The organism is Cupriavidus pauculus, from assembly GCF_008693385.1.
Taxonomy (GTDB): domain Bacteria; phylum Pseudomonadota; class Gammaproteobacteria; order Burkholderiales; family Burkholderiaceae; genus Cupriavidus; species Cupriavidus pauculus_D.
On the sequence record NZ_CP044065.1, the window covers coordinates 393,908 to 420,008 of the forward strand.

The 26,101-nt window shown below is 66.6% G+C and carries 25 protein-coding genes; 16 read left to right on the forward strand and 9 right to left on the reverse strand.

Features of this window, described 5'->3' with window-relative positions; translation table 11 throughout:
• The first annotated feature begins 38 nt into the window (after positions 1–38).
• The 13 genes from FOB72_RS01830 (at position 39) to rfaD (ending at position 13,597) form a co-directional block, all read left to right on the forward strand.
• On the forward strand, positions 39–623 hold the full coding sequence (locus FOB72_RS01830) for a DUF2059 domain-containing protein (RefSeq protein ID WP_150370970.1): 585 nt from the start codon (positions 39–41) through the stop codon (positions 621–623).
• Positions 624–767: 144 nt separating this feature from the next.
• Positions 768–1,940: a 3-phosphoserine/phosphohydroxythreonine transaminase gene (gene serC, locus FOB72_RS01835; protein ID WP_150370971.1), complete on the forward strand. Its 1,173-nt coding sequence runs from the start codon at positions 768–770 to the stop codon at positions 1,938–1,940.
• A gap of 76 nt (positions 1,941–2,016) precedes the next feature.
• The gene (gene pheA, locus FOB72_RS01840; protein ID WP_150370972.1) at positions 2,017–3,156 is read left to right on the forward strand and encodes a prephenate dehydratase; all 1,140 of its coding nucleotides are present in this window, start codon (positions 2,017–2,019) and stop codon (positions 3,154–3,156) included.
• A 12-nt stretch (positions 3,157–3,168) separates the two neighbouring features.
• Positions 3,169–4,068, forward strand: a complete 900-nt coding sequence (locus tag FOB72_RS01845; RefSeq protein ID WP_150370973.1) for a prephenate dehydrogenase — start codon at positions 3,169–3,171, stop codon at positions 4,066–4,068.
• A 32-nt stretch (positions 4,069–4,100) separates the two neighbouring features.
• Positions 4,101–5,414, forward strand: coding sequence for a 3-phosphoshikimate 1-carboxyvinyltransferase (gene aroA, locus FOB72_RS01850; RefSeq protein ID WP_150370974.1), 1,314 nt, complete (start codon positions 4,101–4,103; stop codon positions 5,412–5,414).
• A 59-nt stretch (positions 5,415–5,473) separates the two neighbouring features.
• A complete protein-coding gene (gene cmk / locus FOB72_RS01855) occupies positions 5,474–6,133 on the forward strand; it encodes a (d)CMP kinase (protein ID WP_150370975.1) in 660 nt (219 codons plus the stop codon).
• A gap of 155 nt (positions 6,134–6,288) precedes the next feature.
• Positions 6,289–7,983, forward strand: a complete 1,695-nt coding sequence (gene rpsA, locus FOB72_RS01860; protein WP_150370976.1) for a 30S ribosomal protein S1 — start codon at positions 6,289–6,291, stop codon at positions 7,981–7,983.
• Between the two features lie 33 nt (positions 7,984–8,016).
• Positions 8,017–8,439, forward strand: a complete 423-nt coding sequence (locus tag FOB72_RS01865; RefSeq protein ID WP_150370977.1) for an integration host factor subunit beta — start codon at positions 8,017–8,019, stop codon at positions 8,437–8,439.
• A 179-nt stretch (positions 8,440–8,618) separates the two neighbouring features.
• Positions 8,619–8,966, forward strand: a complete 348-nt coding sequence (locus FOB72_RS01870; RefSeq protein WP_150370978.1) for a lipopolysaccharide assembly LapA domain-containing protein — start codon at positions 8,619–8,621, stop codon at positions 8,964–8,966.
• A gap of 3 nt (positions 8,967–8,969) precedes the next feature.
• Positions 8,970–10,172 (forward strand): lipopolysaccharide assembly protein LapB, encoded by a 1,203-nt coding sequence (gene lapB / locus FOB72_RS01875; protein ID WP_150370979.1) that lies wholly within the window; start codon positions 8,970–8,972, stop codon positions 10,170–10,172.
• A gap of 42 nt (positions 10,173–10,214) precedes the next feature.
• Entirely contained in the window at positions 10,215–11,588 is a 1,374-nt protein-coding gene (locus FOB72_RS01880) for a UDP-glucose dehydrogenase family protein (protein WP_150370980.1), read from the forward strand.
• 14 nt (positions 11,589–11,602) lie between these two features.
• On the forward strand, positions 11,603–12,541 hold the full coding sequence (gene rfaE1 / locus FOB72_RS01885) for a D-glycero-beta-D-manno-heptose-7-phosphate kinase (protein WP_150370981.1): 939 nt from the start codon (positions 11,603–11,605) through the stop codon (positions 12,539–12,541).
• 48 nt (positions 12,542–12,589) lie between these two features.
• Positions 12,590–13,597, forward strand: a complete 1,008-nt coding sequence (gene rfaD, locus FOB72_RS01890) for an ADP-glyceromanno-heptose 6-epimerase (protein WP_150370982.1) — start codon at positions 12,590–12,592, stop codon at positions 13,595–13,597.
• A 1-nt stretch (position 13,598) separates the two neighbouring features.
• Here the strand turns inward: rfaD and FOB72_RS01895 are convergent, their stop codons facing one another.
• Genes FOB72_RS01895 through FOB72_RS01930 form a run of 8 tightly spaced genes read right to left on the reverse strand, consistent with a single transcriptional unit; the run spans position 13,599 to position 21,774 of the window.
• A complete protein-coding gene (locus tag FOB72_RS01895; protein WP_150370983.1) occupies positions 13,599–14,294 on the reverse strand; it encodes a helix-turn-helix domain-containing protein in 696 nt (231 codons plus the stop codon).
• The gene (locus tag FOB72_RS01900) at positions 14,281–15,609 is read right to left on the reverse strand and encodes a M20 family metallo-hydrolase (RefSeq protein ID WP_223851388.1); all 1,329 of its coding nucleotides are present in this window, start codon (positions 15,607–15,609) and stop codon (positions 14,281–14,283) included. Before FOB72_RS01900 ends, FOB72_RS01895 begins: the two co-directional genes overlap by 14 nt.
• A gap of 49 nt (positions 15,610–15,658) precedes the next feature.
• Positions 15,659–16,948, reverse strand: coding sequence for an amidase (locus FOB72_RS01905; RefSeq protein WP_150370984.1), 1,290 nt, complete (start codon positions 16,946–16,948; stop codon positions 15,659–15,661).
• Positions 16,949–16,996: 48 nt separating this feature from the next.
• Positions 16,997–17,704 (reverse strand): ABC transporter ATP-binding protein, encoded by a 708-nt coding sequence (locus tag FOB72_RS01910; RefSeq protein WP_150370985.1) that lies wholly within the window; start codon positions 17,702–17,704, stop codon positions 16,997–16,999.
• A complete protein-coding gene (locus FOB72_RS01915) occupies positions 17,701–18,483 on the reverse strand; it encodes an ABC transporter ATP-binding protein (RefSeq protein WP_150370986.1) in 783 nt (260 codons plus the stop codon). The genes FOB72_RS01910 and FOB72_RS01915 overlap by 4 nt, the downstream gene beginning before the upstream one ends.
• Positions 18,480–19,649 carry a branched-chain amino acid ABC transporter permease gene (locus FOB72_RS01920; protein ID WP_150370987.1) on the reverse strand — a complete coding sequence of 390 codons (1,170 nt, stop codon included), beginning with the start codon at positions 19,647–19,649 and terminating at the stop codon, positions 18,480–18,482. Before FOB72_RS01920 ends, FOB72_RS01915 begins: the two co-directional genes overlap by 4 nt.
• A 4-nt stretch (positions 19,650–19,653) precedes the next feature.
• The gene (locus FOB72_RS01925) at positions 19,654–20,583 is read right to left on the reverse strand and encodes a branched-chain amino acid ABC transporter permease (RefSeq protein WP_150370988.1); all 930 of its coding nucleotides are present in this window, start codon (positions 20,581–20,583) and stop codon (positions 19,654–19,656) included.
• 48 nt (positions 20,584–20,631) lie between these two features.
• A complete protein-coding gene (locus tag FOB72_RS01930) occupies positions 20,632–21,774 on the reverse strand; it encodes a branched-chain amino acid ABC transporter substrate-binding protein (protein ID WP_191002223.1) in 1,143 nt (380 codons plus the stop codon).
• Between the two features lie 338 nt (positions 21,775–22,112).
• Between FOB72_RS01930 and FOB72_RS01935 the strand changes: the two genes are divergently transcribed.
• The 3 genes from FOB72_RS01935 to cysM all read left to right on the forward strand — a co-directional run bounded on the left by FOB72_RS01935 (position 22,113) and on the right by cysM (position 24,949).
• Positions 22,113–22,532 (forward strand): ComEA family DNA-binding protein, encoded by a 420-nt coding sequence (locus FOB72_RS01935; protein WP_191002173.1) that lies wholly within the window; start codon positions 22,113–22,115, stop codon positions 22,530–22,532.
• 106 nt (positions 22,533–22,638) lie between these two features.
• Positions 22,639–23,958: a solute carrier family 23 protein gene (locus FOB72_RS01940; RefSeq protein ID WP_150370990.1), complete on the forward strand. Its 1,320-nt coding sequence runs from the start codon at positions 22,639–22,641 to the stop codon at positions 23,956–23,958.
• A gap of 88 nt (positions 23,959–24,046) precedes the next feature.
• Positions 24,047–24,949: a cysteine synthase CysM gene (gene cysM, locus FOB72_RS01945; RefSeq protein WP_150370991.1), complete on the forward strand. Its 903-nt coding sequence runs from the start codon at positions 24,047–24,049 to the stop codon at positions 24,947–24,949.
• A gap of 12 nt (positions 24,950–24,961) precedes the next feature.
• On the opposite strand, the gene mltB is transcribed toward cysM, so the two are convergent.
• A complete protein-coding gene (gene mltB, locus FOB72_RS01950; protein WP_150370992.1) occupies positions 24,962–26,098 on the reverse strand; it encodes a lytic murein transglycosylase B in 1,137 nt (378 codons plus the stop codon).
• Positions 26,099–26,101: the final 3 nt, after the last annotated feature.

Sequence of the window (26,101 nt, forward strand, 5' to 3'; positions counted from 1 at the left end):
CCGTCGGACTAATGGGACATATTTTCCAGGGAGTCATAATGCTCAAAACGTATCGACGTATCGCTGTTCTGGCTGCTTTCGTTCCGGTGTTCATGGTCGCGCAGGGCGCCCATGCGCAGGACGCCAGCGCCGCCGGCGCTGACAAGGACAAGACGGCAGCCATCAAGGAACTGCTGTCCGTCATGCAAGCCGACCAGGCCGTCAAGGGCCAGGCCGAGAACTGGCAGGCCGGCGCCAAGCAGGAAGCGCCGCTGGTGCTGGAGCAGGTGCTGGTAGAGAACAAGACGCTCGACGACAAGAAGAAGCAGGCAGCCGTCGAGAAGCTCAAGAAGAACGGTGCCGTGCAGCGCATGGTCGACGGCGCGGGCTCGCAGTTCTCGACCGACGGCTTCCGTCAGGACGCCCTCAAGGCGCACTACGACGCGTTCGGCAAGTACTACACGACGCAGGAAATCAAGGACCTGACGACGTTCCTGAAGTCGCCGACCGGCCAGAAGTTCATGGCCAACCAGGGCAAGGCGACGCAGGAAATCTGGGGTTCGATGATGCAGAAGTACGGCCCGCAGGTTGGCAAGTCGATGCGCGACGCCGCCGAGAAGGAAATCGCCGCTGCTTCGAAGTAAGCACGTCCGATAGCGGATCGATTAGCGGATCGGCTATCGGGCGCAGGTCCAACTGCGCGCGTGTTTGAGGGATAATGGCTGCCTGGCTCCAACCGGCAGCCATTTTTCCTTTTGCCGCTCCCTTTGTAGTTCCATTTCCACTCCATGAACGATCCACAGACTCCCGCCCTTGCCGGCCTCATGCAGCGCGCGTTGGCCGAGCGCGTGTACAACTTCTCCCCGGGTCCCGCGGCGTTGCCCGCCGAGGTGCTCCAGCAGGCGGCCGAGGAAATGCTGTCATGGCAGGGCAAGGGCGTGTCGGTCATGGAAATGAGCCACCGCAGCAAGGAGTTCGAGGGCATCCACAACGCAGCGCTTGCCGACTTCCGCGAGCTGCTGAAGATTCCCGACAACTTCCATGTGCTGTTCCTGCAGGGCGGCGCGATCGGTGAGAACGCGATCGTCCCGATGAACCTGATCGGCCGGCTCGGTGCGAAGGCGCCGCAGCCGAAGGTCGATCTCGTGATGACCGGGCTGTGGTCGGTGAAGACCGAGCAGGAAGCGCGCCGCTACGGCACGACGCATATCGCCGCCACGAGCGTGGACAGCAACTACCGCAATATCCCCGACGTCGCGTCGTGGAACCTGTCGGACGATGCCGCGTATCTGCATCTGTGCACGAACGAGACGATCGGCGGCGTGGAGTTCCACGAGATTCCCGATGTCGGCCAGACCGGCACGCACGACCAGGGCCGCATCGTCGTGGCCGATGCGTCGAGCCATATCCTGTCGCGCCCGATCGACTGGTCGCGCGTGCAGGTGGTCTACGGCGGCGCGCAGAAGAATATCGGCCCGGCCGGCGTGACGTTCGTGATCGTTCGCGAGGACCTGCTCGGCTTTGCGCATCAGCACTGTCCTTCGGCATTCAACTGGCGCATCGTCGCCGACAACAATTCGATGTTCAACACACCGCCCACCTACGCGATCTATATCGCGGGGCTCGTGTTCCAATGGCTCAAGCGCCAGGGCGGCGTGGCCGCGATCGAGCAGCGCAATATCGCGAAGGCGAAAGCGCTGTACGACTTCCTGGACCAGAGCGAGTTCTACCGTAACGATATCGATCCGGCCTGCCGTTCGCGCATGAACGTACCGTTCATCCTGCGCGACGAATCGCGCAACGAAGCGTTCCTGACCCAGGCGCGCGCGAATGGCCTGGTGCAGCTCAAGGGCCACAAGTCCGTGGGTGGAATGCGCGCGAGCATCTATAACGCGATGCCGCTGGAAGGCGTTTCCGCGCTGATCGAATTCATGCGCGAGTTCGAGCGGACGTCCGCGTAAGCGACGGCGCGCGGACGCACTCGCGCTCGATTCACCCCACCGGCCATGCCCGCGCATGGCCGTTCAGGTTTTCATCATGACAAGCGAAGACAAGCAAGACGCTGGCGCGAACGGCAGCGCCGGACCGAGCGAACAGGAACGCGCGCTGTCGGCGGACCTCGCCCCCCTGCGTGGCCAGATCGATGCCGTGGACCGCGAACTGCTTGCGTTGCTCAACCGCCGCGCGCAGCTCGCGCTCGACGTGGGCGAGGTCAAGAAGAAGTACGGTGCGCCGATCTTCCGGCCCGAACGCGAGCTGCAGGTCGTGCGCAAGGTACAGGGCGCCAACCCCGGTCCGCTGCTCGGCGAGAGCGTCGGTTCCATCTGGCGCGAGATCATGTCCGCGTGCCGCGGCCTCGAGAAGCCGCTGGAAATTGCATTTCTTGGCCCGGCCGGCACGTTCTCCGAGCAGGCGCTGTACGCGCACTTCGGCCACGAGGTGACCGGCGTGCCGTGCCCGAGCATCGACGAGGTGTTCCGCGCGGTGGAAGCCGGCACGGTCGAATACGGCGTGGTGCCCGTCGAGAATTCCACCGAGGGCGCGGTGTCGCGCACGCTCGACCTGTTCCTGCAGACCTCGCTCAAGATCAGCGGCGAGATCGCGATCAAGGTGCACCACAACCTGATGGCCTCCACGCCGGACATGCAGGGCGTCAAGGTCGTACGCGCGCATCCGCAGGCGCTGGCGCAGTGCCAGCACTGGCTCACCGCGAACTATCCGCATCTCGAGCGCCAGGCCGTCTCGAGCAACGCCGAAGCCGCGCGCATGGCCAGCGAGGATCCGACCGTCGCGGCGATCGCGGCGGAGGCGGCGGCCAATCGCTACCACCTGCATATCGTGCGCACGCATATCCAGGACGATCCGCACAACCGCACGCGCTTTGCCGTGATCGGCCGCTACGAGACCGAGCCGTCGGGCAGCGACCAGACGTCGCTGATCCTGTCGGTGCCGAACACGGCCGGCGCGGTCTATCAGCTGCTGGCGCCGCTCGCGCAGAATGGCGTGTCGATGTGCCGCTTCGAGTCGCGCCCCGCGCGCAGCGGCGCGTGGGAGTACTACTTCTACGTGGACGTCGAAGGCCATCAGCATGATCCGGCCGTGGCTCGCGCGCTCGAGGAACTGCGCCGCAACGCCGCCTACATGAAGGTGCTCGGCTCGTATCCGTCGAGCCGGTAGGAGACCGACCCAGTGAACGCATTGCATTTTTCCCGGGTGGTCATCGTCGGCGTCGGCCTGATCGGCGGCTCGCTGGCCCTGTCGCTCAAGCGGGCCGGCGTGGTCGGTACCGTCGTCGGTGTCGGACGTTCGGCCGCATCGCTCGAACGCGCGAAGTCGCTGGGCGTGATCGACGAGATTGCCCCGTCCATCGAAGCGGCCGCGCGCGGCGCGAGCGTGATCGTGCTGTGCGCGCCCGTCGCACAGAATTTCGCGCTGCTGCACGCGCTCGAGCCGCATCTGGAGCCCGGCACCATCGTGACCGATGCGGGCAGCACGAAGTCCGACGTGATCATGGCGGCCAAGACCGCGCTCGGCGACAAGGTCGCGCAGTTCGTGCCCGCGCATCCGATCGCGGGCCGCGAGCTCAGCGGCGTGGAAGCGGCGCTCAACGACCTGTATCTGGACAAGAAGGTCATGCTCTGTCCGCTGCAGGAGAACAGCCGCGCGGACGTGGCCGCGGTGCGCGCGATGTGGGAATCGACGGGCGCCGAATGCCATGTCATTTCCGCGGTCCAGCACGACGCCGTGTTCGCGGCGGTCAGCCATTTGCCGCACCTGCTCGCGTTCGCGCTCGTGGCCCAGATCGCCAATGCCGAAGATGCATCGATGAAGCTCGACTTCGCGGGCGGCGGTTTTCGCGACTTCACGCGGATCGCGGGGTCGTCCCCCGAGATGTGGCGCGATATCTGCATCGCGAACAAGGACGCGCTGCTGCGCGAACTCGATACGTACGAGGCCGTGCTCGGACACCTGCGCAAGCAGATTCGCGAAGGCGACGGCGCGGCGCTCGAACGCGTGTTCGCGCGCGCCAGCGAAGCACGCCTCAAATGGGGCGCCGCGCGCAATGCGGCCCGCAATGTCGAACCCTGAGTCTTATCTGAGTCTTACCTGAGTCGCCCATCATGGAACACCTCACGCTTGGTCCCCTGATCCGTGCCGCCGGCACGGTCCGCCTGCCGGGTTCGAAAAGCATCTCTAACCGCGTGCTGCTGCTGGCCGCGCTCGCCACGGGCGAGACGCGCGTGCGCGACCTGCTGGACTCCGACGACACGCGCGTCATGCTCGACGCGCTGCGCGTGCTGGGCGTGACGTGGCGCCGCGAGGGCGGCGACTGCATCGTGACCGGCGTGGGGGGCGACTTTCCGAACAAGTCGGCCGACCTGTTCATGGGCAACGCGGGGACCGCGATCCGTCCGCTGACCGCGGCGCTCGCGCTGCAGGGCGGCGAGTACAGGCTGAGCGGCGTGCCGCGCATGCACGAGCGGCCGATCGGCGATCTCGTCGATGGGCTGCGCCAGATCGGCGCCAGCGTGGACTACCTCGGTACCGAGGGCTACCCGCCGCTGGCGATCGGTCAGGCCTCGCTGCGTATCGATGCGCCGATCCGCGTGCGCGGCGACGTGTCGAGCCAGTTCCTGACCGCGCTGCTGATGACGCTGCCGATGGCCTCGGCGCCGGCCGGCCGTATCGAGATCGAGGTCGTGGGCGAATTGATCTCCAAGCCGTATATCGAGATCACGCTGAACCTGCTCGCGCGCTTCGGCATCGACGTCGAGCGTCAGGGCTGGGAGCGCTTCGTGCTGCCCGCGGGCGCGCGGTACCGCTCGCCCGGCGAGATCTACGTGGAGGGCGATGCGTCCACCGCGTCGTACTTCCTGGCCGCCGGCGCGATCGGCGGCGGTCCCCTGCGCGTGGAAGGCGTGGGCATTTCCAGCATTCAGGGCGACGTGCGCTTTGCCGATGCGCTGAACCGCATGGGCGCCAATGTGATGGCCGGCGACAACTGGATCGAGGTACGCGGGACCGAGCGCGACGATGGCCGCCTCAACGGCATCGAGCTCGATTGCAACCACATTCCGGATGCCGCGATGACGCTCGCGGTAGCGGCGCTGTTCGCCGAGGGCACGACCACGCTGACCAATATCGCGAGCTGGCGCGTGAAGGAAACCGACCGTATTACCGCGATGGCCACCGAGCTGCGCAAGCTCGGCGCCGAAGTGGAAGAGGGTGCCGACTACCTGCGTGTGACGCCGCCGGCATCCGCTGCGGACTGGCGTACGCCGGCCGACGGCATCGGCACCTACGACGACCATCGCATGGCGATGTGCTTCTCGCTGGCCGCCTTTGGCCCGCTGCCGGTCCGGATCAACGATCCGGGCTGTGTGGCAAAAACGTTCCCCGAGTATTTCTCCGTCTTTGCCGACGTGGCACGGTAGGCATACATTGAGACAGAGGCGCTTGAAAGGAGACGCCTCGTCCAAGCCATGAATAACTAATGACTATCATCGACGTCATAACGATAGACGGACCAACTGCATCCGGCAAAGGCACCGTGGCGCATCGCGTCGCCGACGCCGTGGGCTTCCATCTGCTCGACAGCGGCGCCCTGTATCGCCTGGTGGCGCTCGCGAGCGACCGCGCCGGCGTGGCGCAGGACGACGTGGACGCCCTTGCAAAAATGGCCATGCGCCTCGATGTGAAGTTCGGCCCGGACCGGGTCTGGCTGTCCGGCGAGGAAGTGAGCCATGCGATTCGCGCCGAGGCGATCGGCAACCGCGCCTCCGCGATTGCCGTCTACCAGCCCGTCCGCGACGCGCTGACCCAGTTGCAGCGCGACTTTCGCAAACTTCCGGGCCTCGTGGCCGACGGCCGCGACATGGGCACCGTGATCTTTCCGGATGCCCGCCTCAAGGTGTTCCTGACCGCAAGTGTCGAGGCGCGCGCCCGGAGGCGCTATAAACAATTGATTGATAAGGGAATTTCTGCTAATATCGAAGACCTTTTGCGTGACCTCGAGGCGCGCGACGCGCGGGACCGTTCCCGTGCCGCCGCCCCGCTGCGTCCCGCGGAGGATGCGCGACTGCTCGATACCTCCGATATGACGGTGGAACAATCGGTCGCGCAGGTGCTGCAGTGGTTCAACGCTTTGCGATGATCAAGCTGTAGGCACCATGGTGTCCGCATGCAGGTTCGTATGGTCTTTGATATGGCCTGCCTGCGGATGTTGGCTCACCTGACCCCGCTGCACTTGGCAGACTGCGCGCGATCCTCGCGCCGGCCCGTGTACCGCGGATTGATAACCCTACGTTTATGTCCGACCTGCAATCCAACGAATCCTTTGCCGCACTGTTCGAGGAATCGATCGCCCGCTCCAACATGAAGGCTGGCGAAGTGATCTCCGCCGAAGTCGTGCGTATCGACCACAATTTCGTGGTCGTGAACGCCGGCCTCAAGTCCGAGGCGTTTGTGCCGGTGGAGGAGTTCCTGAACGACCAGGGCGAACTCGAAGTGCAGGCCGGCGACTATGTCTCCGTGGCCATCGATGCGCTCGAGAACGGCTATGGCGACACCATTCTGTCCCGCGACAAGGCCAAGCGCCTGGCGTCGTGGCTCAACCTCGAGAAGGCGCTGGAAGACGGCGAAATCATCTCGGGTACCGTGACCGGCAAGGTCAAGGGCGGCCTGACCGTGATGGTCAATGGCATCCGCGCGTTCCTGCCGGGCTCGCTCGTGGACGTGCGTCCGATCAAGGACACCACGCCGTACGAAGGCAAGACCCTCGAATTCAAGGTCATCAAGCTCGACCGCAAGCGTAACAACGTCGTGCTGTCGCGTCGCGCCGTGGTGGAAGCCACGCTGGGCGAAGAGCGTCAGAAGCTGATGGAAACGCTGAAGGAAGGCGCGATCGTCAACGGTATCGTCAAGAACATCACCGACTACGGCGCGTTCGTGGACCTCGGCGGTATCGACGGCCTGCTGCACATCACCGACCTGGCATGGCGCCGTGTCCGCCACCCGAGCGAAGTGCTGTCGGTTGGTCAGGAAATCACCGCCAAGATCCTCAAGTTCGACCAAGAGAAGAACCGCGTTTCGCTGGGCGTGAAGCAGCTGGGCGAAGATCCGTGGGTGGGCATCTCGCGTCGTTACCCGCAAGGCACCCGCCTGTTCGGCAAGGTGACCAACCTGACCGACTACGGCGCGTTCGTCGAGATCGAAGCCGGTATCGAAGGCCTGGTCCACGTGTCGGAAATGGACTGGACCAACAAGAACGTGGCCCCGTCGAAGGTTGTCCAGCTGGGCGACGAAGTCGAAGTCATGGTTCTGGATATCGACGAAGACAAGCGTCGTATCAGCCTGGGCATGAAGCAGTGCAAGGCGAATCCGTGGGACGATTTCAGCCGCAACCACAAGAAGGGCGACAAGCTGACGGGCCAGATCAAGTCGATCACCGACTTCGGCGTGTTCATCGGTCTGCCTGGCGGCATCGACGGCCTGGTGCACCTGTCCGACCTGTCGTGGCAGGAAGCCGGCGAAGAAGCCGTTCGCAAGTACAAGAAGGGCGACGAAGTGGAAGCCGTTGTACTGGGCATCGACGTCGACAAGGAACGCATCTCGCTGGGCATCAAGCAACTGTCGGGCGACCCGTTCAACAACTTCATCTCGGCCAACGACAAGGGCTCGCTCGTGCAAGGCACGATCAAGACCGTGGACGCCAAGGGCGCCGTGGTGCAGCTGGCTGACGACGTGGAAGGTTACCTGCGCGCTTCGGAAATCTCCGCAGACCGCGTGGAAGACGCCCGCAACGTGCTGAAGGAAGGCGAGCAGATCACCGCTCTGGTTGTGAACGTGGACCGCAAGGCCCGCAACATCAACCTGTCGATCAAGGCCAAGGACAGCGCAGAGCAGCAGGAAGCGATGCAGAAGTTCCAGGCCGACACCGGCACGGCTGGCACGACCAACCTCGGCGCACTGCTGAAGGCCAAGCTCGGCCAGGACAACCAGTAATCACCGCAGGTCCGAACCCCGCGCGGAACCGCCATGACCAAGTCCGAGCTCGTCGAAAAACTGGCTGCCCGCTTCCCGCAGTTGCTGCTGCGGGATGCGGACATCTCGGTGAAAACGATCCTCGACGCGATGTCCGAGGCGTTGGCCGATGGCCATCGCATCGAGATTCGCGGCTTCGGCAGCTTTGGTCTGAACCGGCGGCCGCCGCGTGTGGGCCGTAACCCCAAGTCCGGCGAACGGGTGCTGGTGCCTGAAAAACGGGTGCCGCACTTCAAGGCGGGCAAGGAGTTACGGGAACGCGTGGATCGCCCGATGCCGCCGCAGGGTGGCATGGTCAACGGCAAGGTCATTGGCGCGGTGGGATTGTCTTCGGACAAGTCCGCCGCGGCGCATGGCCCGGCTGCCGCGTCGGGTACGCTCGACGAGGACAGCCAGTTGAACCTCGTGCGGTCCTGACACGCGTCTGCAATGCTGGATGTCTTTGGAAAGCGCTCCTCCGGGGGCGCTTTTTCATTGGTGCCGCGCCTGCGCCCGCACTTATCGGGCGTGAAGCGACTGGTTACCGTTTGCCAGAAGTGATTCCGCTACAATGCCGGGGTTCGCCAACCGCACCGCCAACCGCTAGCTGCCACTGCATGAGACTAGTCGCCTGGATCATCCGTATCGTCCTGTTCGCCCTCCTGTTCGTGCTCGCGCTGCGCAATACCGATGACGCCACGCTCCAGCTGTTCTTCGGGGCGGTATGGCATGCGCCGCTGATCCTGATCCTGCTGGCCGCGTTCGGCCTTGGCATCGTCGCGGGCCTCGCGGCGGTTGCGCCGGGGCTGATGCGCCAGCGCATGGAAGTGGCGAGGCTGCGCCGCGCGCTCAACGACGCGCGCGCGAAGGCGCCCGCCGGCACACCCGGCCCGGGCGGCAATCCGCCGCCTGAGGCGCAGGTATCTCCTTACAACGTTATTGGCCCGAGCGGCCCGAGAGTCTGACCGATGATGTTTGAAACCTGGTGGCTGCTCGCGCTGCCGTTCGTCTTCGGCCTGGGATGGATGGCCGCGCGCTTCGACCTGCGCCAGCTGCTGAGCGAGCAGGGCGCGCTGCCGCGCTCCTATTTCAAGGGCCTCAATTTCCTGCTCAACGAGCAGCCGGACAAGGCGATCGACGCCTTTATCGAGGTGGCACGTCTCGATCCGGAAACCACCGAGCTGCATTTCGCGCTCGGCGCGCTGTTCCGCCGCCGTGGCGAGACCGAACGCGCGATCCGCGTGCATCAGAACCTGGCGACGCGTCCCGATTTGCCGGAACCCGAACGTGAGCACGCACTCTATGAACTGGGTCAGGACTTCCTGCGCGCGGGGTTGCTCGATCGCGCCGAGGAGTCGCTGCGCCGGCTGATGTCGGGACCGTATGCGGCGTCCGCCAAGCGGGTGCTGCTGGAACTGTACGAGGTCGAGAAGGAGTGGCAGAAGGCCATCGAGGCCGCGCGCGAACTGCAGACGCTCGAGCAGAAGGACTATCGCGTGCAGATTGCGCAGTTCTGCTGCGAACTCGCGCAGGATGCGCTGCAGCGCAAGCGTCCGGAAGACGCCGTCGAATGGCTGCGCAAGGCGACGCAGGAGAATCCCGCCAACGTGCGCGCGCCGATCCTGCTCGGCGACGTGGCGATGGCGGCCGGCGATGCGCGTGGCGCGCTGTCGCACTGGCTCGGTATCGAGCAGCAGGACGCTTCGTTCCTGCCGCTGGTGGCGGACCGCGTGGTCAAGGCCTATGCGACGCTCGGCGAGCAGGGTCAGGCGCTGGCGTGGCTGCGCGAGCTGCTCAAGGGCAACCTTGCCGCGGAACTGCTCGACACCGCGTATCGCACCGAACTGGAAGTGAACGGTCCGGTCGCGGCCGCGACGCTGATGCGCGAGCAGTTGCGCCGTCAGCCGACGCTGCTGGCGCTGACCAAGTATTTCGAGGCGCAGGCCGAGCGGGCCAGCGCGACCGCGCCGGAGGGACAATCGCCGGAAGCTTCGCAGGAGACCTCGCAGGAGACCGCCGCGATTCGCGACCTGCTGCAGGCGCGCACGCGCAACCTCGCGCGCTATACCTGCCGCGAGTGCGGGTTCCGCGCGCGGCTGTTCTACTGGCAGTGCCCGGGCTGTAACCGTTGGGAAACTTATGCACCGCGTCGTACCGAAGCCCTCGGCTGAGCGTTATACGCACACTAGCCCATTGCTTCTGGAAATTCTGCTATGAAAGTCACAATTATTGGTAGCGGCTATGTCGGCCTGGTCACTGGCGCCTGTCTGGCCGAACTCGGCAACTCGGTGTTCTGCCTCGACGTCGACGAACGCAAGATCGCGCTGCTCAATGCGGGCGGCGTGCCGATCTACGAGCCGGGCCTCAAGGAACTGATCGAACGCAACCGCGCGGCGGGACGCCTGACGTTCTCCACCGACGTGGCCGCGAGCGTCGAGCATGCCGACGTGCAGTTCATCGCCGTGGGCACGCCGCCCGACGAGGACGGCTCGGCCGACCTCCAGTACGTGCTGGCCGCCGCGCGCAATATCGGCCGCCATATGACCGGCTTCAAGGTCGTGGTGGACAAGTCGACCGTGCCCGTGGGTACCGGCGACCGCGTTGCCGCGGTCATTCGCGAGGAACTGGCCGCGCGCGGCCTCGAGGACCTGCAGTTCTCGGTCGTGTCGAACCCCGAGTTCCTCAAGGAAGGCGCGGCGGTGGAAGACTTCATGCGGCCGGACCGCATCGTGCTGGGCTGCGACGCGAATGCCGCGGGCCGCCATGCGCAGGCGATCATGCGCCAGCTGTACTCGCCGTTCAACCGCAATCACGAGCGGACGTTCTACATGGACGTGCGCTCGGCCGAGTTCACCAAGTACGCGGCCAACTCGATGCTGGCCACGCGTATCTCGTTCATGAACGAGCTGGCCAACCTGGCCGACGAGGTCGGCGCCGATATCGAGCTCGTGCGGCTCGGCATCGGTTCCGATCCCCGTATCGGCTACAGCTTCCTGTACGCGGGCGCCGGCTATGGCGGTTCGTGCTTCCCCAAGGACGTGCAGGCGCTGATGCGCACGGCGTCGTCGTACGGCAAGCCGATGCGCGTGCTGGAAGCCGTGGAGGCCGTCAACGACAGCCAGAAGCAGGTGCTCGGCGCGAAGGTCGTGGCGCGCTTCGGCGAGGACCTGAGCGGCCGCACGTTCGCGGTGTGGGGCCTGGCGTTCAAGCCGAACACCGACGACATGCGGGAAGCGCCGTCGCGCGTGCTCGCGCGCGAGCTGGTGTCGCGCGGCGCGTCGCTGCGCGTGCACGATCCCGTCTCGATGGAAGAGGCGCGGCGCGTGCTGGAAACGGATCTGGCCGACATCGCCGGTGGCATGGCGCGCGTACACTTCTGCCAGCAGCAGATGGATGCGCTCGACGGTGCCGACGCGCTCGTGATCGTTACCGAGTGGAAGGTATTCCGCAGCCCCGACTTCGCGCAGATCCGGAGCCAGCTCAAGGAGCCGGTCATCTTCGATGGCCGCAATCTCTATGAACCCGATGCCATGGTCCAGGCCGGCATCGAATACCACGCGATCGGGCGTCCGACCCTGACGCGCTGATACGCGGACATCGCATGAGCAGAATCCAAATCCCGCAGGAACAGATTCAGCAGGCACAGGTCCTGGTGGTCGGCGACATGATGCTGGACCGCTACTGGTTCGGCAGCGTGGACCGCATCTCGCCGGAAGCGCCGGTGCCCGTGGTGCAGATCAAGCGCAGCGAGGAGCGCCTGGGCGGCGCGGCCAACGTGGCGCGCAACGCGGCGGCGCTCGGTGCACAGGTGGGCATGCTGGGCGTGATCGGCGACGACGAGCCCGGCCATACGCTCGAGACGCTGCTCGCGGAAAGCCACGTGCAGCCTTACCTGCATCGCGACCCGACGCTCAACACCACGATCAAGCTGCGCGTGGTCGCGCATCAGCAGCAGCTGCTGCGCGTGGATTTCGAGAACGCGCCGGCGACCGAGGTGCTCGCTTCGGTACAGGATCGCTTTCAGGCGCTCGTCGGCGACTATCAGGTACTCGTGCTGTCCGACTACGGCAAGGGCGGCCTGACGCACGTCGGCCGTATGGTCGAGGCGGGCCGGGCCGCGGGCCGTACCGTGCTGATCGACCCCAAGGGCGACGACTACTCGCGCTATCGCGGCGCCACGCTGATTACCCCGAACCGCGCCGAGATGCGCGCGGTGGTGGGCGCGTGGAAGACCGAAGCGGACCTGACCATTCGCGCGCAGAACCTGCGGCGCGCGCTGCAGCTGGAAGCGCTGCTGCTTACGCGCTCGGAAGAAGGCATGACGCTGTACACGGAGGCCGAAGTGCTGCACGTGTCGGCGCAGGCGCGCGAGGTCTATGATGTATCGGGTGCGGGCGATACCGTGATCGCCACGCTGGCCACGATGCTCGGCGCGGGCGTGCCGCTCAAGGAAGCCGTGCAGCATGCCAACCGCGCGGGCGGTATCGTCGTCGGCAAGCTCGGCACCGCCGTTGTCACCTATCCCGAGCTGTTCGGTTAAAGGGCTGTTCGGTTAAACAAGGCTGTTCGGTTCACTCAAGCATTCATCATGACCATCATCGTCACCGGTGCCGCCGGCCTGATCGGCAGCAACCTCGTCAAGGGTCTCAATGACCGCGGCGAGTCCGACATCATCGCCGTGGACAACCTCACGCGCGCCGAGAAGTTCAACAACCTCGTGGACTGCGAGATTGCGGACTACGTGGACAAGCAGGAATTCCTCGCGCGCTTCGCGCGCGGCGATTTCGGCAAGGTCCGCGCGGTGTTCCACGAGGGCGCGTGCTCCGACACGATGGAGACCGACGGCCGCTACATGATGGAGAACAACTACCGCTACACGCTGGCGCTGATGGAGAGCTGCCTCGAGCAGGCCACGCAGTTCCTGTACGCGTCGTCGGCGGCCACGTACGGTGCCTCGACCACGTTCCGCGAGGAGCGCGAGTTCGAGCGTCCGCTCAACGTGTACGGTTACTCGAAGTTCCTGTTCGATCAGGTGGTGCGCCGGCGGCTGGCGTCGGCGCGCGCGACGGGCATGTCGCAGGTGGTGGGTTTCCGCTACTTCAACGTCTACGGTCCGCGCGAGGCGCACAAGGGCCGCATGGCGTCCGTGGCGTTCCACAACTTCAACCAGTTTCGCGCGGAAGGCACGGTCAAGCTGTTCGGCGAGTACGGCGGCTACGGCCCCGGCATGCACAGCCGCGACTTCGTGTCCGTCGAGGACGTGGTGAAGGTCAACCTGTTCTTCCTGGACCATCCGGGCAAGTCGGGCATCTTCAACCTCGGCACGGGCCGCGCGCAGCCGTTCAACGATATTGCGCAGACCGTGGTCAACACGCTGCGCGAAGCCGACGACAAGCCGCCCCTGTCGCTCGACGACATGGTGCAGGAAGGGCTGGTGGAATACATCAAGTTCCCCGACGCGCTGCGCGGCAAGTACCAGTGCTTTACGCAGTCCGATGTGTCGCGCCTGCGCGCGGCCGGCTACGAGGCGCCGTTCCTCACGGTGCAGGAAGGCGTGGCGCGTTACTGCAAGTGGCTGCTCGAACGCGCGGCCTGATTCAGAACGTTGCCGGTGAATTGACCCACAGGACGCGCGCGATACCCGTGCCCACGTTGCGATACCCATGCGCGACGTGGCTCGGGAAGTGGAACGCGTCCCCCGCCTGAATCACGTACGTCTCGTCGCCGAGCATCAGCTCGAGCGTGCCCTCCAGCACGTAGCCGACTTCTTCCCCCGCATGCACGATCTGCCCGTCGCTCGCCTCGCCGGGCGACACGATATGGATATTCGCCTGTAGCAGGCCGCCGCGCTGCGGCAGCACGAGCCGCTCCAGCGCGATGCCGCCCGCCCGGATCACGTGCCGCTCGCCGGCGCGGCGGATCGGGCTGTCGAGCGGGGCCTCCTCGCTCGTGAGCGCGGCGATATTGGTATCGAGCGCGACCGCGAGCCGGTGCAGCATCGCGAGCGATGGCGTGGCCAGTCCGCGTTCGAGTTTCGAGAGCAGGCTCTCCGAACAGTCGGCCTTGCGCGCGACCTGCAGCAGCGTGAGGCCGGCCACGAGGCGCGCGTGCTTGAGTCGCAGGCCGAGCGTCGCGGTCGGGCTCGGTGCGGGCCCCGCTGTCGGCGCCCGCGACTTCCTTGCGGCGGGCTTGCGTGCCGGTGCGGATCCGGCCGTGGATTTCGCCGTGGATTTCGCCGTGGATTTGGCCGCGGATTTGGCCGCGGATGTCGGCGAGGGCTTAACGGTCGGCATAGGCAAGCGCCGTCACGGTATAGGCAAGTGCCTGCGCGCCGAGCAGCAGCGACGGCGCGTCGGTGAACTCCGCCGCGTTGTGGCTGATGCCATTGCGGCTCGGCACGAAGATCATCGCGGTGGGGCAATGCCCCGCGAGGTACATCGCGTCGTGGAACGCCCCCGACGTCAGCCGCACCGGCGCGCCATGTCCCCCTTGCGCCAGCGCGCGCGTGCAGGCGGCCTCGACGAGCGTCTGCATCGCGGCCGGGAAATGCGTCGGCGCCTGCCGGAAGAACCCTTCGATCGTGATGTCCTGGCGCGGTGTGCGGACCTCGGCGATGGCCGCGTGCAATGCCTGCTCGAAGCGATCGAGCACGGCTTCATCGACGCAGCGCGCATCGACCGTGAAAGTGACGCTCCCGGGAATCGTGTTGACGGAATTCGGTGCCACCAGCCAGCGGCCCAGCGTCAGGCGCAACTGCGTGGCGGCCTCGGCCGCGGCATGGGCATAGAGCCGATGCGCGAGCGAGACCGCGCGGGCCATGGCGTCGGCGCGCTCGTCCATCGGCGTGGTGCCCGCATGCGCCATCTGGCCCATGCAGGTCACGCGATACCAGCGTACGCTCTGGATGCCGGTGACGACGCCGAGCGGCACGTTCGCGCGCTCGAGCACGGGGCCCTGTTCGATATGCAGTTCGACGCAGGACGCCATCGGACGCGCCATCGGCAGCACCGGTACGTCCGGCACCTCGGCAAGCGCGGCATCGAGTGCGTCGCCAAAGCGCACGCCGTCGCCATCGGCCGATGCACGGAAGCCGTCGAGCCGGGCCGGATCGACGAACGCGCTCGACCCCATGCAGCCCGGACCGAAGCGGCTGCCTTCCTCGTTGGTCCACGCCACGACCTCGATCGCACGCGGCGTGCGGATGCCCGCATCGTTGAGCGCGGCAATCACCTCGAGTCCCGCGATCACGCCATATGCGCCGTCGAGCTTGCCGCCCACGGGCTGGGTATCGGCATGGCTGCCGGTGAGGACCGGCGGCAGCGTGTCGTCGAGACCGGGCCGGCGGAAGAACAGGTTCGCGCACGCGTCGATGCCGACTTCGCAGCCGAGCGCGCGCGCACGATCGATCAGGTGGCGGCGCGCGGCGAGGTCGATGGGCGTCAGCGTCTGGCGCGATACGCCGCCGTCGTCGCGCGCCCCGAAGGCGGCGAGGTCGGCGATGGCGCGCTGCAGGCGGGCGTCATCGACGTGGTCCTGCGCGCGCGCGGCGGCGAGATCGGACGAGGCGCCGGTGCTGGCGGAGGAAGCGGGAATGCGGGGGGAATTCAAGCCGGGACTCCGTGGGTGACGGTGAGGCGTGGTCGTGTCGGGGATGGCATCAAAGGTCGTGCGCGAGCGCGCGCTCCAGCGCGTACGCGGCGGATAGCGCGGCGGCATCGCCATGGGCTGGCGCGATGACCGTGACGCCGACCGGCATGCCCGTGGCGCCGACGCCCGTCGGCACGTGCACGCACGGCACGCCGAGCAAGGTCCACATGCGATTGAACAGCGGATCGCCGGTGGCCTCGAGCCCGGCAGGCGCTTCACCGGGCGCGCTCGGGGCGACGATCACATCGACCTGCGCGAACGTTTCGGCCAGCGCGCGCCGCACCTCGGCCGCATGCGCGCGCGCGGCGGCATGGCGCGTGCCCTCGAGCGCGTTGCCGCTGGCGAGCAGCGACGCAAATCCCGTGCTGAAGCCGTCCGCGTGCGCGCGCGCCTCGGGCGCAAAGGCGGCGGCCGCCTCGATCGCCATGATGTCGATCTGCGCCTGCGTCAGGTCGGCGGTGAAGGCCGGAATCGTCAGATCGGCGACCGTCGCGCCCGTGCGTTCGAACGCGCGCGCGGCGGTCTCGAACGCGCCGCGGCCGCTGGCATCGACGCGATCCCAGTGTGGCGTGCGGAACAGCCCCACACGGAGCGACCGCGGTGCCTGAGGCGTCAGCGGCAGCCGCGCGAGCGTACCGATAAAGAACGCGGCATCGTCCACGCCGCGCGCGAGCACGCCGACGGTATCGAGGCTCGGCGCCAGCGGCTTGATGCCCGCGAGCGGCAGCGTGCCGTGCGTGGGTTTGTACCCGACCACGCCGCAGAACGCGGCCGGGCGGATGATCGACCCGGCGGTCTGGGTGCCGAAGGCCAGCGGCACCATGCCGGCGGCAACGGCCGCGGCGGATCCGCTCGACGAGCCGCCGGGCGTATGCGGGGCATCGGCGGGGGCACGCGGATTGCGCGTGGGCCCGGGCTGATAGGTTGCGAACTCGGTGGTCACGGTCTTGCCGAGGATCACCGCGCCCGCCTCGCGCGTGGCGGCCACGACGGCCGCGTCGTATTGCGGCCGATGGCCGGCGTAGATCGGCGAGCCATAGGCGGTCGGCAGATCGGCCGTGTCCATCAGGTCCTTCACGCCGACGGGCAGCCCGTGCAGCGCGCCCGTCACGGGACCCGCATCGAGCCGGCGCGCGGCCGCGAGCGCGCTGTCGGCATCGATCGCGGTCCAGGCACGCACATCGGGTTCGCGCGCCGCGATGCGGTCCAGGTGCGCGCGCACCACGTCCTCGGCGCGCAGTTCGCGCCGCGCGAGGCGGATGGCAAGCATGCGGGCGGGCAGGGTCAGCAGATCATCCATGGCGTTCCTCGTCTACGTTCCGTCAAAGCCGGTTCAGCCAAATCCGGTTCAGCCAAAATAAGCGGCGCGCACTTCATCGTTGCGCGAGAGCGCGTCGCAGGTATCGTGCGCGACCACGCGGCCCTGCGACAGCACGTAACCGTAGTGCGAGATCGCAAGCGTCTGGCGCGCATTCTGCTCCACGAGCAGCACCGTGATGCCGAGCTGGTTGATGCGCTCGATCACCTTGAAGTTTTCCTTCACGTACAGCGGCGAGAGGCCGAGCGAAGGCTCGTCGATCACCAGCAGCCGCGGCTGCGCCATCAGGCCGCGGCCGATCGATACCATCGCCTGCTCCCCGCCGGACATGGTACCCGCGAGCTGCTTCGCGCGCTCGCGCAGCCGCGGAAAGATCTCGTACACCTGCTCGAGCCGTTCCCGCACGCGCGGAGCATCCTTCTCCAGGAATGCCCCGAGCGCGAGATTCTCGGCCACGGTCATGCGCGGGAACACCTTGCGGCCTTCGGGAATGCAGGAGATGCCGCGCGCGATGATGTCGTGCGTGCGGCGGCCGGCCAGATCCTGCCCGTCCCACATGACCTGGCCCGCGCGCGGCGGCGTCAGGCCGAGAATCGCGCGAATGAGCGTGCTCTTGCCCGCGCCGTTGGCGCCGAGGATGCAGGTGATCTTCCCATCGGGCACGTCGATCGACACATCGTGCAGCACGTTGACCTTGTCGTATCCCGTGGTCAGTCCACGGACGCTGAGCGTGTTCATGCGGCATCCTCCCCGAGGTAGGCGGTCTGCACGGCCGGGTCCGCCGTGATTTCCGCGTAGGTCCCTTCGGCAATCTTGCGGCCGTAGTTGAGCACCACGCAGCGGTCGGTGATGCGTTCGATCACGTTCATCTCGTGTTCGATCAGCACGACGGTCAGGTTGCCGAGCTTCGCGCGCACATCGAGGATGTCGCGCATGAGCGCATGCGTCTCGTCGTGCGTCATGCCGGCGGACGGCTCGTCGAGCAGCAGCAGGCGCGGCTGGCTGATCAGCGCGCGGCAGACCTCGATGCGGCGGCGGTCGATCATGCTGAACGTTTCCACCGGTTCGAACAGCCGCTCGGCCAGCGGCGGGCTGAAGATGCGCAACAGCCCGAGCACCTTCTCCACGTACATGTCGTACTGCGCGCGGAACGCCTTGCGGCGCAGCAGATTGAACACGAGCCCGTGATCCATGCGCTGGTAGTCGCCGATGACGATATTGTCGAACACGGTCAGCGGCAGCGACAGGCGCGAACGCTGGAACGTGCGCGCGACCCCGGCGCGGTAGACCTCCTGCGGCGTCCTGCCGATGATATTGCTGCCGTCATAGGCAATGGTGCCGCTGGTGGCCTTGTAGAGCCCGGTCAGGACATTGAAGAACGTGGTCTTGCCGGAGCCGTTGGGGCCGAGCAGGCCGAGCACCTCGCCCGTGCGGATGGACATGTTCAGGCCATCGAGCGCGGTCAGGCCGCCGAAGCGCATGGTGAGGTCGCGGACTTCCGCCAGGGTCTGGGTCATTGCGATTCTCCTCGCGGCGCGCGCGCGCCGAAGAACAGCCGCGTGCGCCGCGGCAGCAGCCCGTCGGGGCGGAACAGCAAGATGACGATCACGAGCGCCGCGTAGAACAGGAAGCGGTACTCCTGGATGAACTGCAGCTTTTCGGGCAGGACGAGCACGATGATCGCGGCGGGGATGAGGCCCACCGCATTGCCGAGCCCGCCGAGAATCACGATCGACAGCATCAGCAGCGAATCCGCGAACGTAAAGTTGTTCGGTGCGACGAAGCCTGTGACCATGCCGTACACGCTGCCCGCCACGCCGGCGAAGAAGTTGCCGAGCATGAAGGCCACGACCTTCCAGCGCGCGATATGCAGGCCGAAGGTCGCGGCCGCGGTCTCGTCCGTGCGCACGACATCCATGGCCAGGCCGACCCACGACCGCTCGAGCGACTTCACGAGCGCGAACACGCCCGCGCAGATGCCGAGGCTCAGCAGCGCGTAGCTCACGTAGAACGAGGCTTCCACGCCGAACAGCGTGAAGCCGTCGTTCCACGCATAGCCGAACGTCGTCATGCCAGGCACCTGCATGCCCTGCGGACCGCCGAGCACGTCGTTCACCTCGATGAACGTGCGGAACAGGATACCGAACGCGATGGTGACCAGTGCGGCGTAATGGCCGCGCGTGCGCAGCACGGGCGTGATCAGCAGCGAGCCCACGAGCGCCGCGAGCAGGCCCGAGATCACGATGATCAGCAGCTGCGGCAGGCCAGTATGCGTGGCGAGCACGGCGGTGGCGTAGCTGCCGATACCGAAGAACGCGGCGCCGGCGAAGTTGGCCACGCCGGAGAAGCCGAACTGCAGCGTGAGGCCCAGGCACGCGGTGGTGTAGAGCAGCACCGTGCAGACCATCAGCAGCGCGAAGTGCGTATCGAAGAACGCGGCGATCAGCGCAAGCGCGCCGCCGAGCGCCCACAGCGCGGCCAGGCCCGGATGCCGGGCGCCGGCCTGCTCGATGGCGGCGATGGCGCCGACGCGGCGGCCGGCCAGCGTGGCCACCACGGCCACTGCCAGCAGCACGCCGACCGCGAGCTGCGATTCGGCATGCAGGAACGACCACAGGTACACCGTGAGCACGACGCTTGCCAGCGCGAGCACGGTCTTGGGGGAACGCAGGGATGTCCGCATGATGTCAGACCCGTTCACTGGATTTTTCGGCGATCAGCCCGGTGGGCTTCCACGCCATCAGCAGAATGACCGCGGCAAACGCGAACACGTCCTTGTACGCGCTCGGGATGTCGGGGACGAGCGCGGGCAGCAGCGCGCTGCCGAAGACCTGCAGCGCCGCGAACAGGAAGCCGCCGATGATGGCGCCGTAGATATTGCCGAGGCCGCCGAGGATGGCCGCGGCGAAGCCGATGACGCCGAGCAGCAGCCCGACGTTGAAGTTGATCTCGTTGTAATAGAGCCCGTTCATGACGCCGGCCAGCGCGGCCATCGACGAGCCCAGCGCGAAGGTCAGCAGCACCACGGCCTCGAAGTTGATGCCCATGAGCGTCGCGGTCTCGCCATCCTGCGCCACCGCGCGAATGGCCATGCCGAAGCGCGTGCGCGTGATGAGCAGATGCACGCCCGCGATGATGGCGATGCCCGTGCCCAGCAGGATCACGTTGTCCGCGCGCAGTGCAAAGCCGCCGAGGTCGATCGACGCGGTGGGCAGCAGCGGCGGAAACGGCTTGGGGTTCGAGCCGTCGGGATAGAACAGCCGCACGCATTCGCGCAGCACGGTGCCCAGCATCAGCGTGGCCAGCAGCGTATTGAGCGGCGGCGCCTTGCGCAGCGGCAGGATCAGGAAGCGCGCGATCACGGCGCCGAGCAGACCGGTCACGCAGACCGCGCAGACGACCACGGCCAGCAACTGCAGCCATGGCGCATCGATGTGCAGCATCACCATGCCGGCCGATGCGGCCAGGCCCGCGAACGCGCCGACCATCAGCGTGTCGCCGTGCGAAAACTTGATGACGTCGAGCACGCCGAAGAACAGCGTGAAGCCAACGGCGACCATTGCGTAGATCATGCCGAGCATCAGGCCGTTGAACACGTATTGGGCAATCAGGCTCATCGGAATTCCGGTGGGGTGGGGCGGCGCAAGGCCGCCCGGTGGATCGATTTACAGGCCGGCGAGCTTCTTCTTGCCTTTGCCGTAGCTGCTGTCTTCCCAGATCACCCACTTGCCGTCCTCGACGACATACTTGGTGACCAGCGGCACCACGTTCTGGCGATGGTCGTCGAACGTGACCTTGCCGATGACCGTGTCCGCGTCGCGCGTGCCGTTGAGCACGTCACGCACCTTCTTGCGGTCCGGGCCGACCTTCTCGATGGCATCGATGATCAGGTTCGTCGCGGCGAACGCGAACACGCCATAGGCCTCGGGCGGCTCGCCGTACTTCTGCTGCTGGTACTTGCCCGTGAAGAACAGGCCGCCGGGCAGCTTCTCCCACGGGGCGCCTTCGATGAATGCGAGCGAGCCTTCGGACAGCTGCTTGCCCGTGCCTTCAATATACGCATCGGACTTGATGCCGGAGGTGCCTTCGAACTGCGCCTTGATGCCGAGCTTCTCCATCTGCGTGCGGATGCGCACGCCGAGCGGCGTCAGGCCGCCGAAGTAGACGACGTCGGGCTTGAGCTCGCGGATCTTGGTCAGCTCGCTCGTGAAGTCCTGCTGGTCGGCGGTCACGCCGAACGTGCCGACGACGGTGCCGCCGTCGCGCTTCAGGAATTCGCTGAAGTACTTGTTGTGGCCCTTGCCGTAATCGGTGGTGTCATGAATGATCGCCCACTTCTTGTAGCCGAGGCCCGTCATGAACTTGGCGGCCACTTCGCTCTGGTTGATCATCGTGCCGTTGACACGATGGATCTCCTTGAAGTTGTTGCCGTACGTGATGTCTGGCAGCACCGCGCCCCAGACCACCACGGGCAGGCCGAAGCGGTTGTAGACGCCCACCGTGCCCATCGCCACCGCGGAGCAGAAATGCGTGACGCCGGCCACGATGCCGCGGTCCGCGCTGATCTTGGTGGCCACCTGCACGCCGACGTTGGGCTTGCACTCGTCGTCCTGCGTCACGAGTTCGTAGGTGTATTTGGTCTGTGGATCGGCATTGCGCAGCTTCACCGCGAGGTCCGCCGAGTTGCGGCCTCCCAGGCCGATCGACGACACGCCGCCCGTGAGCGGCCCGACGAACGCGATCTTGACGACTTCCTTGGCCGACACCGGCATCGACGCGATGGCCAGTGCCACCGACGTACCCAGCATCGCCGCCGCAACTCCGTATTGAATCTTTCGCACGCTGCTCCCCTTGATCGAGAATGGACTCAAGCGACTTGCGCTGAAGTACAGGGACATTCAAGGCATTCAAGTCACTTGAATGGCAGGGGTCGCAACAAGCGTGCCACGCGGTCGCCCGCGTTTTGCACCATGTTCTGCACGCATGCGACGCGCGCGCAGTGCAGCGCGCACCAGTCTCGGGCAGACACCTATCCACATCGCCTGCGTGGCAGTTTGTGTCGGACGCGTCCGATCGCGCAGCATGGACCTATGCTGTCGTGCGCCCTCGTTCAATCCAATGCAAGGAGAACGTTCCGATGTTCGATATGAGCAAGAGGCTGACGCTGGCAAAACAGCTGGCAAAACAGCTGGCAAAACAGCTGGCAACGCGGCAGTTGTGCCGGCTGGCGGCGGCCATGGTGCTGTCGTGCGCTGGGCCCGCCGTGCCGGCATTCGCGGGCGTGGACGTGAATACGGCCACCGAGGCCGCGCTGACCGATGTGCGCGGCATTGGCCCGGCCATGGCGCGGCGCATCGTCGAGGCGCGCGCGCAGGGCGGGGCCTTTCGCGATGCCGACGACCTCGTGGACCGCGTGGCCGGTGTGGGGCCGAAGTCCGCGGCGAACCTGCAGGCCGCGGGACTGACCTTCGGCAAGACCGGCGCGGCGCCACCGGGGAAGGGTGCGGCAAGGAGCGAAGGGAGGAGCGACGGGAGGGGCGGGACCTCGGCCGCCGGCAAGCGCTGATGTGCCGATGTCCGGACGCGCGGTATCATGCGGGCGCTGACGGCCGGGGCGATCCTCCGCGCCCGACAGCGCCATAACCATAGCCAGCGAAGACAGGGAGAAAAACATGAGCAATGGCGAGCGTGCAGACGACGGCGGGTTCCTGCCGACATGGCGGCTCAAGACAGAAGGCGTGATCGCGCCCGATGAGCGCCTGCCCGCGGGGCAGACCATCCTGGCCGGTATCCAGCACGTGGTGGCGATGTTCGGTTCCACCGCGATCGCGCCGATCCTGATGGGCTTCGCGCCCAATATCGCCATCCTGTTCTCGGGCATCGGCACCCTGATCTTCTTTCTCTGCGTGCGCGGCCGCGTGCCCAGCTACCTGGGCTCGAGCTTCGCATTCATCGCGGTGGTCATCGCGGCCACGGGCTACGGCGGCAGCGGTCCCAACGCGAATATCCCGCTCGCGCTCGGCGGCATCATCGCGGCCGGGGCGTTATATACGGTCATCGGCCTGATCGTGCAGGCCGTGGGCTATGGCTGGGTCGAGCGCCTGATGCCGCCGGTGGTGACGGGCGCGATCGTCGCGGCCATCGGCCTGAATCTGGCGCCGGTGGCGGTCAAGGCCGTCAGCGCCGCGCCGCTCGACACATGGATCGGCCTGCTGACCGTGCTGGCCGTGGGCCTGGTCGCGGTGCGCGCGCCCGGCATGGCGGGCCGGCTGCCTGTGCTGCTCGGCGGCCTAGCCGGCTACCTCGCTTACTTCGTGGCGACGAACCTGATGGGCATGGGCAAGCCGATCGACTTCTCGGGCGTGGCATCGGCCGCGTGGTTCGGCATGCCGGCGTTTACGGCGCCCGTGTTCGATGCGGGCGCGATGCTGCTGATCGCGCCCGTCGCGGTCGTGCTCGTGGCCGAGAACCTCGGCCATATCAAGGCCATCGGCGTGATGACGGGCCGCAATCTGGACCCGTACATCGGCCGCGCGTTCATCGGCGACGGCGTGGCGACGATGCTGTCCGCAAGCGGCGGCGGTACCGGCGTGACCACCTACGCCGAGAACATGGGCGTGATGGCGGTGACGCGCATCTACTCGACGCTGATCTTTATCGTCGCCGCGATCGTCGCGATCCTGCTCGGCTTCTCGCCGAAGTTCGGCGCGCTGATCCTGACGATTCCGGGTGCGGTCATCGGCGGGCTCACGATCGTCGTGTTCGGCCTGATTTCGGCCACCGCGGGCCGCATCTGGGTGCAGAACAACGTGGACTTCTCGAGCTCGCGCAACCTGATCACCGTGGGCGCCACGCTCACCGTGGCGGCCGGCGACCTCACGCTGCGGCTCGGCGGGCTGACGCTCGGCGGCATCGGCACGGCCACGTTCGGGGCCATCCTGCTGTATCACGTGCTGGGCGAAGGCAAGTCGGCGAAGGACGCCGCGCTGTAGGTCGCGCTGTGGGCCACATATCCGTGCTGGCTGCGGGGGTGTTTGTGGTGCATTACAATGGCCGCCGAACCCCCAAATAGCGCATCACATGGCCTACAAGACGATTGAGGACACCATCGGCAACACGCCGCTGGTCCGGCTGCAACGCATTCCTGGTGCCGCGCTCGAAGCGCGCGGCAATGTGATCCTTGGCAAGCTGGAGGGGAACAATCCCGCAGGCTCGGTCAAGGATCGTCCCGCGGTCTCGATGATTCGCCGCGCCGAGGAGCGCGGCCGCATCAAGCCCGGCGACACGCTGATCGAGGCGACGTCGGGCAATACGGGCATCGCGCTCGCCATGGCGGCCGCGATCCGCGGCTACCGCATGGTGCTGATCATGCCCGAGGACCTGAGCCTCGAGCGCCGCCAGAGCATGGCCGCATACGGCGCGGAAATCATCCTCACCCCCGTCAAGGGCGGTATGGAATACGCGCGCGACCTCGCCGACTCGATGGAGCGCGATGGCAAGGGCGTGATCCTCGACCAGTTCGCGAACCCCGACAATCCGCTCGCGCATTACGAGACGACCGGTCCCGAGATCTGGAACGATACCGAAGGCCGCATCACGCATTTCGTGTCGGCGATGGGCACCACCGGCACCATCACCGGTGTGTCGCGTTACCTGAAGGAAAAGAATCCGGCGATCCAGATCGTCGGCGCGCAGCCGGCCGAAGGCTCGCGCATTCCGGGCATTCGCAAGTGGCCGGAAGCGTACCTGCCCAAGATCTACGACGCGACCTTCGTCGATCGCACGGAACCCGTGAGCCAGGCCGATGCCGAGCACATGGCCCGCCGCATGGCGCGCGAGGAAGGCATCTTCTGCGGCATCTCGGCCGCGGGCGCGCTATGCGTGGCGCTGCGGGTCGCCGAGGAAGTGGAAAACGCGACGATCGTGTTCGTCGTGTGCGACCGCGGCGACCGTTACCTTTCCACGGGCGTGTTCCCAGCCTGATCGGCGGCCCGATCAGGCCATCGCGGCCTTGACGGCTTCGCCCAGCTGGTAGACGGCCAGCGCATAGAAGAAGCTGCGGTTGTACCGCGTCAGCACATAGAAATTGCGCAGGCCGATCATGTACTCGGTGGGCTGGTTCGGCGTGGGCAGGTCCACCACGAGCACACCGGTCTCGCCTTCGCGCGCCGTATCGATCGGCTCGTCCACCCGCAGTCCCGCGCGCGTGAGCTGATTCAGCGTGCGCGTGGGCCACGGCTCGCCATCGGCGGCGGCAATCGCCACGCCGCGGCTGCCGTCGTCGCCGGCGATGCGCCAGACCACGGGCCGGCCCTGTTCCCATCCATGCAGCTGCAGGAAGCGCCCGACGCTGCCGATCGCATCGACCGGGCTGTTGCGCAGGTCGATATGCCCGTCGTTGTCGTAGTCGATCGCGTATTCGCGCAGGCTGGTCGGCATGAACTGCGGAATGCCGATGGCCCCCGCGTACGAGCCCGTCACCGAGAACACATCGGTGCGCGTGTCGCGGCACCACAGCAGGTAGTCGGCCAGCTGGTCGCGGAACAGCTTCGTGCGCGCGTCGCGATTCGGCGTGTCGGGATAGTCGAACGCGAGCGTCGAGAGCGAGTCCATCACGCGGAACGAGCCCATGTCGCGGCCGTAGATCGTCTCGACGCCGATGATGCCGACGATGACGGAGGCGGGCACGCCGAACTCGGCTTCCGCACGGCGCAGCGTCTCGCGGTTCTGCTGCCAGAACCGGACGCCGGCATTGATGCGGATGGGTTCGATAAAGCGGGAACGGTACGCGCGCCAGCTCTTCTTGCCGGGCGTGGTCGGCGGCATGATCAGCCGCGCCACGGTGGCGGAGTACGCGGTCTGGGCAAACCAGCCCTCGATGTCCGCGCGCGCGAAGCCGTTGCGCGCGACCATATCGTCGATAAACGCCCGAGCCTGCGGATGATTCTGATAACGGCCCGGATCGATCTCCTCTTCCCGTACGCTGACGCGGCGCTTGCCGGCGGCCAGCAGGGTAGGAGAGAGGCCGGAGAGGCCCATTGCGGCCGCACCGAGCGCGGCGCCCAATAACGTCCGTCGATGAGAGGTACGTCGATGAGACGGGCGTCGCGGGGTTCGCTGTTTCTCGTTCATGTT